The sequence below is a fragment of the Agromyces badenianii genome (assembly GCF_003070885.1).
Lineage (GTDB): Bacteria > Actinomycetota > Actinomycetes > Actinomycetales > Microbacteriaceae > Agromyces > Agromyces badenianii.
In genome coordinates this window covers 2,906,966-2,919,183 of the sequence record NZ_CP028913.1, presented here as the reverse complement: position 1 = coordinate 2,919,183, position 12,218 = coordinate 2,906,966, and the positions used below count along the sequence as shown (strand labels likewise).

The 12,218-nt window shown below is 71.6% G+C and carries 13 protein-coding genes; 7 read left to right on the top strand and 6 right to left on the bottom strand.

From position 1 onward, the window contains the following. Positions 1–123: 123 nt before the first annotated feature. Positions 124–1,488 (bottom strand): DHA2 family efflux MFS transporter permease subunit, encoded by a 1,365-nt coding sequence (locus DCE93_RS13725; RefSeq protein ID WP_420836978.1) that lies wholly within the window; start codon positions 1,486–1,488, stop codon positions 124–126. A 145-nt stretch (positions 1,489–1,633) separates the two neighbouring features. Here DCE93_RS13725 and DCE93_RS13720 point away from each other — a divergent pair, with 145 nt between their 5' ends. Both DCE93_RS13720 and DCE93_RS13715 read left to right on the top strand, forming a co-directional pair. Next, positions 1,634–2,254: a TetR/AcrR family transcriptional regulator gene (locus DCE93_RS13720; RefSeq protein WP_108596368.1), complete on the top strand. Its 621-nt coding sequence runs from the start codon at positions 1,634–1,636 to the stop codon at positions 2,252–2,254. Positions 2,255–2,364: 110 nt separating this feature from the next. Beyond that, positions 2,365–3,204 (top strand): SDR family oxidoreductase, encoded by an 840-nt coding sequence (locus tag DCE93_RS13715; protein ID WP_108596367.1) that lies wholly within the window; start codon positions 2,365–2,367, stop codon positions 3,202–3,204. 12 nt (positions 3,205–3,216) lie between these two features. Here DCE93_RS13715 and DCE93_RS13710 read toward each other — a convergent pair whose 3' ends face one another. The 5 genes from DCE93_RS13710 to DCE93_RS13690 form a co-directional block, all read right to left on the bottom strand. Next, entirely contained in the window at positions 3,217–4,035 is an 819-nt protein-coding gene (locus DCE93_RS13710; RefSeq protein WP_108596366.1) for an alpha/beta fold hydrolase, read from the bottom strand. Between the two features lie 21 nt (positions 4,036–4,056). Beyond that, the gene (locus DCE93_RS13705; protein WP_108596365.1) at positions 4,057–4,497 is read right to left on the bottom strand and encodes a hypothetical protein; all 441 of its coding nucleotides are present in this window, start codon (positions 4,495–4,497) and stop codon (positions 4,057–4,059) included. Continuing rightward, a complete protein-coding gene (locus tag DCE93_RS13700; protein ID WP_108596364.1) occupies positions 4,494–5,753 on the bottom strand; it encodes a serine/threonine-protein kinase in 1,260 nt (419 codons plus the stop codon). The genes DCE93_RS13705 and DCE93_RS13700 overlap by 4 nt, the downstream gene beginning before the upstream one ends. Before the next feature lie 65 nt (positions 5,754–5,818). Beyond that, a complete protein-coding gene (locus DCE93_RS13695; protein ID WP_108596363.1) occupies positions 5,819–6,655 on the bottom strand; it encodes an exodeoxyribonuclease III in 837 nt (278 codons plus the stop codon). A gap of 39 nt (positions 6,656–6,694) precedes the next feature. After that, positions 6,695–7,207, bottom strand: coding sequence for a DUF6328 family protein (locus tag DCE93_RS13690; RefSeq protein WP_108596362.1), 513 nt, complete (start codon positions 7,205–7,207; stop codon positions 6,695–6,697). A gap of 75 nt (positions 7,208–7,282) precedes the next feature. Here DCE93_RS13690 and cofE point away from each other — a divergent pair, with 75 nt between their 5' ends. The 5 genes from cofE (at position 7,283) to DCE93_RS13665 (ending at position 12,215) form a co-directional block, all read left to right on the top strand. Further along, entirely contained in the window at positions 7,283–8,068 is a 786-nt protein-coding gene (gene cofE, locus DCE93_RS13685; RefSeq protein WP_108596361.1) for a coenzyme F420-0:L-glutamate ligase, read from the top strand. Positions 8,069–8,128: 60 nt separating this feature from the next. Beyond that, complete coding sequence (locus DCE93_RS13680; protein WP_268876720.1) at positions 8,129–9,127, top strand: TIGR03557 family F420-dependent LLM class oxidoreductase; 999 nt, start codon at positions 8,129–8,131, stop codon at positions 9,125–9,127. Next, positions 9,124–9,810, top strand: coding sequence for a 2-phospho-L-lactate guanylyltransferase (cofC, locus tag DCE93_RS13675; protein ID WP_108596360.1), 687 nt, complete (start codon positions 9,124–9,126; stop codon positions 9,808–9,810). The genes DCE93_RS13680 and cofC overlap by 4 nt, the downstream gene beginning before the upstream one ends. Before the next feature lie 63 nt (positions 9,811–9,873). Continuing rightward, complete coding sequence (fgd, locus tag DCE93_RS13670) at positions 9,874–10,890, top strand: glucose-6-phosphate dehydrogenase (coenzyme-F420) (RefSeq protein WP_108596359.1); 1,017 nt, start codon at positions 9,874–9,876, stop codon at positions 10,888–10,890. Between the two features lie 125 nt (positions 10,891–11,015). Further along, entirely contained in the window at positions 11,016–12,215 is a 1,200-nt protein-coding gene (locus DCE93_RS13665; RefSeq protein ID WP_146185010.1) for a LolA family protein, read from the top strand. Positions 12,216–12,218: the final 3 nt, after the last annotated feature.

Genomic DNA, 12,218 nt, shown 5'->3' with positions numbered 1-12,218 from the left:
ACATCATCAAGGCTACGAGCCGGGCCTCCGCGATTGGTTGTGCCCCGGCGCGGGATTCTTGCGTGGACGCAAGAATCCACGGCGAAGATCGCTGCGGCACGCAGCACCGCGCCGGCGCCCGGCTCAGTGCACGAGCTCGCCCTCCCGCGAGGTGGCCGCGATCACGGCCGGCGCGGCTCGGCCGGCCGGCAGCAGCAGAGCGAGCAGCGCCGATGCGAGCAGCACGGCGGCGCCGACCGCGACCGCCGGCTGCGCGCCCGCGCCGTACTCGGTGGGCGTGAGCGCGCCGCCGGCGCCCGTGAACACCGCGGTCGAGACGGCGATGCCGAGGGCGACGCCGATCTCGCGCAGCATCGAGTTGGTGCCGCTCGCCTTGGCATGGTCGTCGGGCGCCATGGTTGCGAGCACCGCGGTCGCCGAGGGGGCGAAGACGAGCCCCATGCCGACGCCGGCGACGATGAAGGGTGCGATGTACGCCGAGTACTCGGTGCCGGGCTCGAGCAGCTGCGTCAGCCAGAAGAGCGCCCCCGACAGCGCTAGGAGGCCGGCCACGATGAGTGCGCGAGTGCCGATGCGGCCGGCGAATGCGCCGGCGAGCGGCGCCACGACCATGGGGGCGAGCGTCCATGGCGAGGTCTGCAGGGCCGCCTCGAGCGGACTCGCGCCCTGCACGACCTGCAGGAACTGGATGAGGATGAAGATCGAGCCGAAGGCGCCGAAGCTGAACCCGAATCCAGCGAGGTTCGCCACGGTGAAGCTGCGGTCGCGGAAGAGCCGCAGCGGCAGGAGCGGTGCGGGAGTTCGTGCCTCCCAGACCAGGAAGGCGAGCAGCAGCACCCCGCCTGCGACGAGGCTGCCGAGCACCTCGAAGCTCGACCAGCCCGCGTCGTTGCCGCGCACGATGCCGTAGACGAGGGCGAGCAGCCCGAGGCCGGAGAGCACGAGGCCGACGACGTCGGCACGCAGCCGCGCGCCGAAGCCGTTCGGCAGGGCGAGCAGTGCGAGTGCGACCGAGACGACGCCGACGGGCACGTTGATCCAGAAGATCGCCTGCCAGGCCCAGCCCTCGATGACGGCGCCGCCGATGAGCGGGCCGGTCGCCACCCCGAGGCCGGCGACGCCGCCCCAGATGCCGATGGCGAGCGGTCGCCGGGCCGGCGACACGGCGCCGGCGAGCAGGGTGAGGGAGAGCGGCATGATCGCCGCGGCGCCGAAGCCCTGGGCGGCGCGCGCCGCGATGAGCTGGCCCGGGTCTGTGGCGAGCGCCGCGAGGGCGGAGCTCAGCGTGAACACGACGATGCCGATGACGAAGACCGTGCGCCGACCGAACCGGTCGCCGAGCGCGACGGCCATGAGGATCGTGCTCGCGAAGGCGAGCGTGTAGGCGTTCATGAACCACTGCAGCTCTTCGACGGATGCCCCGAAGTCGGAGTGCAGTACGGGCAGTGCGTTGGTCATGACGAGGTTGTCGAGGGTCGCCATGAACATCGGCAGGGCGGTGGCGATGAGCACGAGCCAGAGCGGGCTCGGGCGACGGGTGCGCAGCGGGACTGCTGCCTCGAGCGTGGTGGACACGGCATGCTCCTCAGTTGTAATCGGATGATTACTTGGAGAGTAGTAATCGACTGATAACATGTCAAGCATGTCCGTCGAAGATGTCGCCCACGCCCCGCGCATGAGGTCCGCCGACCGGCGCGAGCTCATCCTCACGGCCGCCACGGCGGTCTTCGGCGCGAAGACCTACGTCGGCACCACGACCGACGAGATCGCGCGGGCGGCCGGCGTCAGCCAGCCCTATGTCGTGCGGCTCTTCGGAACGAAGGAGAAGCTCTTCGTCGAGGTCATCGAGCGGGCGTACCGGCGACTGCTCGCCGAGTTCCGTGCGGCGCTGCCGGGCCCGGTGGAGAGCCGAGCCGAACGCATGGGCACCGCGTACACCGGCCTGCTCGCCGAGCGGGGCATGCTCCCCGTCATCGCCAACTCGACCGCTCTCGGCGGCGAGCCGGTGATCGGGCAGGCGGCGCGCACGGGGTTCAGCGAGATCTGGCGATTCGTGCGCGAAGAGGCCGGCTTCTCGAAAGAGGAGGCGCGCGAGTTCATGGCCACCGGCATGCTCATCAACACGATCGTCGGACTCCGGTTGATCGGGGAGTACGGCGACGAACTGTCAGCGACCGAGATGTTCGATGCATGCTTCGCCGACGGAGTGGCGAAGCTTCGCGCGCTCATGCCGACGGTCGACGCGCCCTGGTGATCGCGTCGCCGAGAAGGCGACACGTTCCGCCGATCTTCGCGAGAATTCGGCGCCGGATGTCGCGAAGCGACGCGTTCGTCGAGGGCGTCCGCGTGCGTGAAAATGGGGGGATGACGAGAACGGCGAGTGGCGCGAAGGTCCTCATCACGGGAGCGGCCGGCGGCATGGGCCGCATGTACGCCGAACGGGCGGTGACCGAGCACGCGGCATCCGTGACCCTGTGGGATCGTGACGCCGCGGGCCTCGCGCGCACGGTCGACGAGCTCGGCGCGATCTCGCGCGGGCGCACCCGCATCCAGTCCTTCGTCGTCGATGTCGGCGATCTCGGCGCGATCGCGAAGACCGCGCAGAAGGTGCGCAAAGACGTCGGCAACCCCGACGTGCTCATCAACAACGCCGGAATCGTGCGCGGCAACCGGTACTTCTGGGAGACCGACAACGGCGACGACACCCGGCCGACGATGCAGGTGAACGCGCTCGCGCCGATGTACATCACGCGCGAGTTCCTGCCCGGCATGATCGCCCACGCCTACCGGCCCGCGCGCATCGTGAACATCGCATCGGCGGCCGGCACGCTCGCGAACCCGCGCATGGCGGTCTACGCCGCGTCGAAGGCGGCGCTCATCGGCTGGAGCGACTCGCTGCGGCTCGAGCTCGAGCAGGCCGACCACGGCAACGTGAAGGTCACCACCGTCACGCCGAGCTACATCTCGACCGGCATGTTCGCCGGCGCCCGCGGGCCGCTGCTCGCCCCGGTGCTCGACCCCGACTACGTCGTCGACCGGGTCTGGCGCGCGATGCTCGACGGGCGACCCCTGCTCGAGCTGCCGTGGAGCGTCGGGCTGTCACGTGCGCTGCGAGGGCTCCTGCCGACGCGCCTGTTCGACCGTGTCGTCGGCGACGGCTTCGGCGTCTACCGCTCGATGGAGCGGTTCACCGGGCGCCGCTGACCTTCCGCTGCCTCAGAGCCCGTGCTGTTCGAGCCAGCCGGCGAGCACGCGCGTGAACTCCTCGGCCCGTTCGACGCTCGGCAGGTGGGCGGTGCCCTCGAGGCGAAGGCCCGTCGCACTCGGCAGGTTCGCGAGCAGGTGGTCGTAGGCCGCGAGTTCGGTGCTGAAGTCGTACTCGCCCACCGTGACGAGCGCAGGCACGCGGATGTCGCCGAGCCGGTCGTAGGCGGGCGGTTCGAGCGGCACGGTGGTGCCCTCGTCGGCGGCATGCGCGACATTGGGGGCGTTCAGTCGGTGCGCCAGCCGCACGAACTCCGGGTCGAGCTCGGACTCGGTCCGCCGCGGACCCGCCGCCCAGAGCGTCGTCTCGAGTCGCGCGAGGAGCGGAGCATCGATGGCGGGGTCGACGGCATCGATCTCGTCGAAGCGTCGCTGCTCCTCCTCGGGGAGCGGCAGCTCGGGGAAGCCGCTCGGCACGGAGCCCACGGTCACCACGCCGCTCACCCGGTCGGGTGCTGCGAGCGCGGTGTCGAGCGCGATCCTGCCGCTGCGGCTCGCACCGATCACGGTCGCCGCAGGGATGCCGAGGTGATCGAGCACGGCGAGGGCGTCGGCGTGGTTCGCGAACGGCACGGCCTCGTCGTGCCGGGTGGCGCCGAAGCCGCGCGGGTCGAACGTCGCCACGAAATGATGCTCGGCCAGGGCCGCGACCTGAGCGTCCCACATGCGCAGGGTCGCGATGCCCGCCGGGACGAACAGCAACGCGGGGGCCGAGGCGTGGCCGGATGACTCGTAGTGGAGCTCGGCGCCGGGAACGGTGAGGGCAGGCATGCCTCCGAGACTACGCACCCGTCAGTCGTCGTCGTTGCCCTCGCCCTTGTCGTTCTTGTTCCCCTTGTCGCCCTTGTTCCCCTTGTCGTTGCCGTTCCCGTCGCTGTTCCCGGGACCGCTGTCGTCGACCGGCGCCACCGGCGTCGGCGCGGGCGTGGTGGCGATCTCGGCCGCTTCGAGGTCGGCCTGCACGAGCGCGAGTGCCTCGCGGATCTCCTGCGCTTGCTCGGCCCCGATCGTGCCGTCGTCGACGGCGGCATTCACATCCTTCTCGAGAAGTGCGAGCTCGGCGATCGCACCGACGTAGTCGCCGGAGGCGGCACGCTCGGCGACCTGCACCACCGAGGCGTGCAGCTCTGCACCGATCGATTCGGCGGACTGGCCGCAGGCGGTGAGGCCCAACGCGAGCGAGGCGGCGAGGAATGCGGCGCCGAGCGCCGTACGGGATCGCAGTCGCATCATGGGGTCACCGCTTCGTCGAGTTGTTCGAGGTGCACGCCGAGCTCCCCGGGCAGGCTCGGCAGCGGCTCGGCCGGTGCGGTCGGCGGGTCGGTGAGGCTCGCGACGACGGGCGGCACGAGCAGCACCGCGCCGACCGCGATGACGGCGAGCAGGATCACGGCGATCGCCGGACGCATCCAACGACGCGAAGGGCGCGGCGCCGAGTGCATCGCGGCGGCGACCGCGCGGGCGGCGACCGCATCATCGGTTCCGGTTCCGGTTCCGGTTCTGGCTCCGGTTTCGGCCGGCAGCACCACGGTGGGGGCGTCGGATGCTTCGAGCGGTTCGGTCGCCGCGGGGTCGGCCGACGCCGACGCCGACGCCGAAGCCGCCGCCGGTGGCGCGACTGGACGCGCGAGCGGCCGCGCCGACCCGTCGAGCCGGCTCGCCGTCATCGCGACCTCGAGCGCCGACGGCCGGGCAGCCGGCTCGCGGGCGGTCATGGCGCGCAGCAGTGCGACCCACTCGCCGCCGAGCGCTTCGGGGATCTCGGGATCGTGCGAGAGCCGGGCTGGCGCCGACTCGGCGGCCGGCCCGGGATATGCCGTCCGGCCCGTGCGCGCCTCGAGCAGCACCAGCCCGAGGGAGTAGACGTCGGCCGCGGTGCCAGGCGCGGTTCCGGTCACCTGTTCGGGGCTGAGGTAGCCGGGGGTGCCGACGACCGTGCCGGCGCGGGTGAGGCGGGCATCGTCGATGAGCCGGGCGATGCCGAAATCGGCGAGCTTCGCGTTCCACGTGCGAGTGGGCAGCAGCGCCGGCGCGAGCAGCACGTTCGCGGGCTTCACGTCGCGGTGCACGATGCCTCGTTCGTGGATCACGTGCAAGGCCTCGGCGAGGTCGGTGGCCAGCGCCGCGGCATCCGATGGGCTGAGGGGTCCGAGCCGCAGCGCCTGCCCGAGGTCGTGCCCGTCGACGAACTCCATCACGAGGTACTCGCGGCCGCTCGCCTCGTCGCGCGCCGCGTCGTACAGGCGCACGAGCGCGTGGTGCTCGACGCTCGCGAGCAGCGCCGTCTCGGAGCGACGCCGGGCCACGTCGTCGATGCCCTCGGCCGTCTCGGCGAAGATCTTCACGGCGACCGACCGCCCGAGACTAAGGTCTCTGCCGCGGTACACGCTCGCCATGCCGCCACGGCCGATGAGGCCGTCGAGGCGGTAGCGCCCGCCGAGCGTCACGTCGGTGAACGGATCGCCCGTGGGTCGATCGGTGGTGGTCACGTGTTCGAGGGTACCGTCGCCGGCTGGGAGCCGGGAACGGTGCAGGCGGCCTGCCCTCGCGCGAGCTAGAAGATCATCGGCCGGTCGTCGTCGTCTTCGCCGAGCGCGAGTTCGACGAGCACCGGCACATGGTCGCTGGGGGCGTCGCCCTTGCGCTCGTTGCGGTGGATCGAGGCATCCGTCACAGCCTCGGCGAACGCCGCCGAACCGAGGATGAAGTCGATGCGCAGCCCCTCATTGCGCGGGAACTTCAGCTGCTTGTAGTCCCAGTAGGTGTAGCCCTCGGGGATGCGCGGGCGCACGACGTCGGTGACCCCGGCGTTCTCGAGCGTGAAGAAGGCCTGCCGCTCGGCCGGCGAGACGTGCGTCGTGAGGCCCTCGACGACCGCCGGGTCGCCGTTGTCTTCATCGAGCGGAGCGATGTTGAAGTCGCCCATGAGCGCGAAGGGCACCTCGGGCCGAGCGGATGTCTCGGCGCGCGCGTACTCCGTGAGTGCGGCGAGCCAGTCGAGTTTGTAGGTGTAATGCGGGTCGCCGAGCGAGCGGCCGTTGGGAACGTAGAGGCTCCACACCCGCACGCCGCCGACGGTCGCGCCGATCGCGCGCGCCTCCTGCGGCTGGTCGGGGCCCTCGAGCCCCTTGAGGAAGCCGGGCATGCCCGGGAACGAGGTCTCGACCTCGCCGATCGGCGTGCGGCTCGCGATCGCCACGCCGTTCCACTGGTTCAGGCCGTGGATCGCGAGCTCGTAGCCGGCCTCTTCGAACGCCTCGACCGGGAACTGCTCGGGCTTGCACTTGATCTCCTGCATGGCGAGCACGTCGACGTCTTCGCGCACCATCCAATCGACGACGCGACCGGATCGGGCGCGGATCGAGTTGACGTTCCAGGTGGCGATGCGCATGCCCCAAGCCTATTCGGGCGGGCTGTCACGCAACGGCGGCTACGGTCGCCTCGACGCGAGCCTCGGCACCACGCCCCAGAGCACCGCCGCGATCACGAGGGCGACGCCGAGGGCGATGAAGCCCGCCGTGCGATTGAGCGCCAACTCGAAGATGAGCCCCGCGACCCCCGCCGCGAGCAGCGACGCGACCAGGAGGTGCGTTCGGAGCAGCAGGTCGCCACGCTTGACGATCCGCTCCTTCTGCTGGAGCCCGAACAGCTGCCGGTGCAGGATCACGGGCGCGAGCCCGAGCAGGGTCGCGAAGCAGGCGAGCGCGACGAGCACGAGGTAGAGCACGAGCTGATACCCGTCGAGCTCGCTGAAGCGCGGCTGGAACGCCGCAGCGAGCAGGAATCCCGTGATGATCTGCGTGCCGGTCTGCACCGCGCGGAGCTCCTGCAGGATGTCGCCCCAGTTGCGGTCGAGGCGCTCGATTCGCGTCTCGTCGCGGCGGTCATCGCGGCCGTCGTCGCGACCGCCGTCGCGATCGTCGGCTGCGGGATCGATGGCCATACGCGATCGTAACGCAGTGCCATCCTGGCGGCCCGGGGGGCGAAGCTGCGAAGATCGGAGTACGCGAATCCGGGGGTGGCCGTGAAATTCAGCATCGAAGGCGTCGAGGGCCTCCCCGAGATCGCGGGCGGCGCCGACCTCGCCGCGCTCATCGCCGCCGCGACCGACATCGAAGACGGCGACATCCTCGTCATCACCTCGAAGATCGTCTCGAAGGCCGAGGGGCGCATCGTGCAGGCCGCCGACCGTGAGCAGGCCATCACCGACGAGACCGTGCGCGTCGTGGCGAGCCGCGAGTTCGACGGCGGCGTGACCCGCATCGTCGAGAACCGGCAGGGCGTCATCGGCGCCGCGGCCGGCGTCGACGCCTCGAACGCCCCCGATGGCACGGTGCTGCTGCTGCCGATCGATCCCGACGCCTCGGCGCGGGCGCTCGCCACCGGCATCCGCGCCCTCACCGGCGCCCGCGTCGGCATCATCCTCTCCGACACGCTCGGCCGGCCGTGGCGCGAAGGTCAGACCGACCTCGCGATCGGCGCGGCGGGCGTGCACGTCTTCGAAGACCTGCGCGGCTCGACGGATGCCTCGGGCAAGCCGCTCTCGGTCACGATGCCGTGCGTGGCCGATGAGATCGCGGGCGCGGCCGAACTCGTCAAGGGCAAGTCGTCGGGAGTGCCGGTCGCCGTCGTGCGCGGGCTCGGCCACCTCGTCGGCGATCTCGACCTGCCGGGGGCGCGGTCCATCCAGCGGCCGGCCGAGCGCGACCTGTTCCGGCTCGGCGCCGACGAGGCGTACAACGAGGGCTATCGAGACGGCTTCGACGAGTCGCAGGCCGAGGCTGCGGTCGCGGCGTCGGAATGACGAACGGGTTCCGCCCGCGAAACCGCCCCGTTGCGACGGCCGACCCGCGAGGATAGAGGCGTGTCAGCACACATCGGCTACGCCGCGATGCTCGAGCGGTTTCCGCCCGCCGAGGCGGTCGCGCTCAGCGCGCTCGCCGAGTCGCACGGGTTCACGGGCGTCATGGCGAGCGACCACTTCCAGCCCTGGATCCCGGCGCAGGGTGAGTCGTCGTTCGTCTGGAGCGTGCTCGGCTCGATCGGCGAACGCACGCGCGGCGACTTCGGCCCTGGCGTGACGACTCCGGGGTTCCGGATGCATCCGGCCGTCGTGGCCCAGGCGAGCGCGACGCTCGGGGCGATGCACCCGGGGCGCCACTGGCTCGGGCTCGGTTCGGGTGAGGCGCTGAACGAGCACGTCGTCGGGCCGTACTGGCCCGAGGCGCCCGAGCGCATCAACCGCATGTTCGAAGCGGTCGACGTGATCAAGAAGCTCTTCTCCGCATCGCTCGCCGGGCGCGACGTGCGCCACTCCGGCCCGCACTTCAAGCTCGAGGCGACGCGGCTCTGGACGATGCCGCCGGTTGCTCCCGAGATCCTCGTCGCCGCCTCCGGCCCGGTGACCGCCAAGCGCGCCGGCCGCACGGTCGACGGCATGATCACGACCGGCGCCTCCACCGACAAGCTCGCGGCCCTGCTCACCCGTTTCCGCGAGGGGGCCCGTGAGGTCGGTCGAGACCCCGCGCGCCTGCACCGGGTGCTGCAACTGCACCTGTCGTGGGCGGCAACCGACGAGCAGGCGATGCGCAACGCGCTCGCCGAGTGGCCGATCGGCGGGCTGCGCATCCCGCGCGGCGACATCCGCTCGCCCTTCGAGTTCGAGCAGCTCGCCCGCACCGTGCGCCCCGAGGACTTCGCCGGCCGCATGGTCGTCTCCGCCGACCCCGACGTGCACCGCGCCGACATCCAGCGCCACCTCGACCTCGGGTTCGACCGCATCTACCTGCACAACGCGGGTCGCGACCAGGCCCGGTTCCTCGAGGTCTTCGGTCGTGAGGTGCTGCCGGGGCTCCGGGCATGAACCGGGCAGCGGATGCCGCGGTGCCGACCGCCGCGTGGACCGTCGTGATCCCCGTGAAGGCGCCGGCCGGCGCGAAGACCCGGCTCGCCGTGGCGGTGCCGACCGTCGAGCGGGAGGCGCTCGCCCGCGCCTTCGCCCTCGACACGATCGCCGCCGCGCTCGCCGCCCGCTCGGTCGCCCGCGTCGTCGTGGTGGGCGACGATGCGTCGCTCGCCGGGGAGGCCGAGTTCGTGCCAGAGCCCGTCGACCGGCCGCGGGGCCTGACCCGCGCCATCGAGTACGGCATCGCCCATGCCGGGGCGAGCGGCGATGAGCTCGAAGCGCAGGGCGTCGCCGTGCTCCTCGGAGACCTGCCGGCGTTGAAGCCCGAAGAACTCGATGCCGCGCTCGACGCGGCTGCGCGGCATCCGCTCGCCTTCGTGCGCGACGCCGACGGCACCGGAACGACCCTCGCGACCGCGTCGAGCGGCGCGGTGCTGCGGCCGCACTTCGGTGCCGACTCGGCGGCGCGCCATGCCGCCGCCGGATTCGTCGAGCTCGAGGCATCCGCCGGCCTCACGCGCGACGTCGACACGATCGACGCGCTCGCCGACGCGCTCGAGCTCGGCGTCGGCCCGCTGACGAGTGCCGCGGCCTCGCGCATTCCGTTGCGCGGCGGCGCGAGCGCTCCAAAGTCCTCGTAGCTGCTAAAACGTTCTTGCACGTCGTGCCGGCCCCGGCTACGCTGATCGTGGGAGGATCGGAACATGACGCTCACACTCGGATACAAGGCCTCGGCCGAGCAGTTCGCGCCGCGCGAGCTGGTCGAGATCGCGGTCGCAGCCGAAGGCAACGGATTCGAATCCGTCTTCACGAGCGACCACTTCCAGCCGTGGCGGCACGACGGCGGCCACGCACCGTTCTCGCTCGCCTGGATCGCGGCCGTCGGCGAACGCACCTCGACCATCAAGATCGGCACGAGCGTCATGACCCCGACGTTCCGCTACAACCCGGCGGTGCTCGCGCAGGCCTTCGCGAGCCTCGGCTGCCTCTACCCCGACCGCGTCATCGCGGGCTTCGGCACCGGTGAGGCGCTCAACGAGATCGCGACCGGGTTCCGCGGGGCGGGCGAGCAGGAGTGGCCCGAGTTCAAGGAGCGCTTCGCGCGGCTCCGCGAGGCCGTGCGACTCATGCGCGCGGTCTGGACCGGCGACCGGGTGAACTTCGAGGGCGAGTACTACTCGACCCACGACGCCTCGATCTACGACCGGCCCGAGGGCGGCGTGCCCGTCTACATCGCCGCCGGCGGTCCGACCGTCGCGAAGTACGCCGGCCGCGCCGGCGACGGGTTCATCTGCACCTCGGGCAAGGGCATGGAGCTCTACACCGAGCAGCTGATTCCCGCGGTGCAGGCGGGCGTCGAGGCATCCGGTCGCTCCTACGACGACCTCGACCGCATGATCGAGATCAAGCTCTCGTACGACACCGACGCCACGGCCGCCCTCGAGAACACGCGGTTCTGGTCGCCGCTCTCGCTCTCGGCCGAGCAGAAGCACGACATCACCGATCCCATCGAGATGGAGCGCGCCGCCGATGCGCTGCCGATCGAGCAGATCGCCAAGCGCTGGATCGTCGGCAGCGACCCCGACGAGGTCGTCGCCGGGGTCAAGACCTACGTCGACGCCGGGTTCAACCACCTCGTCTTCCACGCGCCGGGGCACGACCAGGCGCGCTTCCAGGAGCTCTTCGCGCGCGACCTGGCACCGCGACTGCGGGCGCTCTGAGCCGAGAGACGGTGCCCGCTCGGCCGGCACCGTCTCGGCGGGCAGCTCGAGTGCCCGGGATCGGTGATCCTGAGTGTTGCCCACAGATCGGCTCCGGATGCCGCGGGCAGGCGTAGCCTGAGCACATGCGCCCCCGAGAGTCCGGGGCCTCCCGCAGGCTCAGCCGCTGGATCCCCGCCGTTGCCGCGCCGATCGTGATCGGTCTGGGCGTCGTGCTCGTGCCGCTCTCGGCCAACGCGGCGGTCGACCTGCCCGACCTCTCCCCGGCCGAGCTCCTCGAGTTCGCCGGCACGAGCGACGTCGAGGCGCTCTCGGGCACCGTCGAGCAGACGTCGGAGCTCGGGCTGCCCGAGCTGTCGGGTCTCACCGGTGCGATGGGCGCCCCGAACGCCGCCGGCGGCGGTGGCGCAGAGGCATCCGCGTCCGATCTCGACGACCTGGTCTCGCTCGCGACGGGCTCGCACACCGCCCGCGTCTACGTCGACGGCTCGAACGCTCGCCTGCAGGTGCTCGATCGCCTCGCCGAGCGCAACGTCTACCTCGGCGATGCCGAAGCCTGGATCTACGATTCCGCCGAACGCGCGGCGACGCACCTCACGGTCGACACGGCCGCCCTCGACGCACTGAAAGCCGACGCCGAGTCTCACGGCGACGAGGCGAGGCGACAGCTCGAGGCCGAGCTCGGCGAACCGATGCCCACTCCCGAAGAGGTGCTCGACGAGGCGCTCGCCCGGCTCGACGAGACGACGGAGGTGACGGTCGGCACCGACGCGCGGGTCGCCGGGCGCGAGGTCTACGAGCTCGTGCTCACGCCGCGTGACACGGCGACGCTCGTCGGCGAGGTGGCGGTCGCGATCGACGGCGCGACGGGCGTCGCCCTCGGCGCGTCGATCACCGCGCGCGGCTCCGACGAGCCCGCCTTCCGCGTCGCGTTCACCGACATCTCCTTCGACGCGCCCGATCCTTCGGTGTTCGCGTTCACCCCGCCCGAGGGCACCGCGGTCACCGAGCAGGCCGTGCCGATCCCGACCGTCGCCGAGCTCGAGCAGTGGAAGGCCGAGGCTGGGTCGCACCCGTCCGGCGAGCGGATGCCGCAGCCGATCGTGCACGGCGACGGCTGGTCGACCGTGGTCGAGCTGCCGATGAGCGCGGCAGGCCGGGGCGCCGAGGCATCCGCGATGCTCGAGACCTTCACCGAGGCCGTCGAGGGCGGGCGCATCCTCTCGACCTCGCTCGTCACCGTGCTCTTCACCGCAGACGGCCGCGTGCTCGCCGGTGCGGTGACGCCCGATCGCCTGCTCGACGTCGCCGCCGACGGTCGCTGACGG

What these genes read in the sequence shown, in the direction of transcription:
- DCE93_RS13725 (WP_420836978.1), bottom strand. Translation starts at nt 1,488, where the DNA reads ATGTTCATGGCGACCCTCGACAACCTCGTCATGACCAACGCACTGCCC.
- DCE93_RS13720 (WP_108596368.1), top strand. Translation starts at nt 1,634, where the DNA reads ATGTCAAGCATGTCCGTCGAAGATGTCGCCCACGCCCCGCGCATGAGG.
- DCE93_RS13715 (WP_108596367.1), top strand. Translation starts at nt 2,365, where the DNA reads ATGACGAGAACGGCGAGTGGCGCGAAGGTCCTCATCACGGGAGCGGCC.
- DCE93_RS13710 (WP_108596366.1), bottom strand. Translation starts at nt 4,035, where the DNA reads ATGCCTGCCCTCACCGTTCCCGGCGCCGAGCTCCACTACGAGTCATCC.
- DCE93_RS13705 (WP_108596365.1), bottom strand. Translation starts at nt 4,497, where the DNA reads ATGATGCGACTGCGATCCCGTACGGCGCTCGGCGCCGCATTCCTCGCC.
- DCE93_RS13695 (WP_108596363.1), bottom strand. Translation starts at nt 6,655, where the DNA reads ATGCGCATCGCCACCTGGAACGTCAACTCGATCCGCGCCCGATCCGGT.
- DCE93_RS13690 (WP_108596362.1), bottom strand. Translation starts at nt 7,207, where the DNA reads ATGGCCATCGATCCCGCAGCCGACGATCGCGACGGCGGTCGCGACGAC.
- cofC (WP_108596360.1), top strand. Translation starts at nt 9,124, where the DNA reads ATGAACCGGGCAGCGGATGCCGCGGTGCCGACCGCCGCGTGGACCGTC.
- fgd (WP_108596359.1), top strand. Translation starts at nt 9,874, where the DNA reads ATGACGCTCACACTCGGATACAAGGCCTCGGCCGAGCAGTTCGCGCCG.
- DCE93_RS13665 (WP_146185010.1), top strand. Translation starts at nt 11,016, where the DNA reads ATGCGCCCCCGAGAGTCCGGGGCCTCCCGCAGGCTCAGCCGCTGGATC.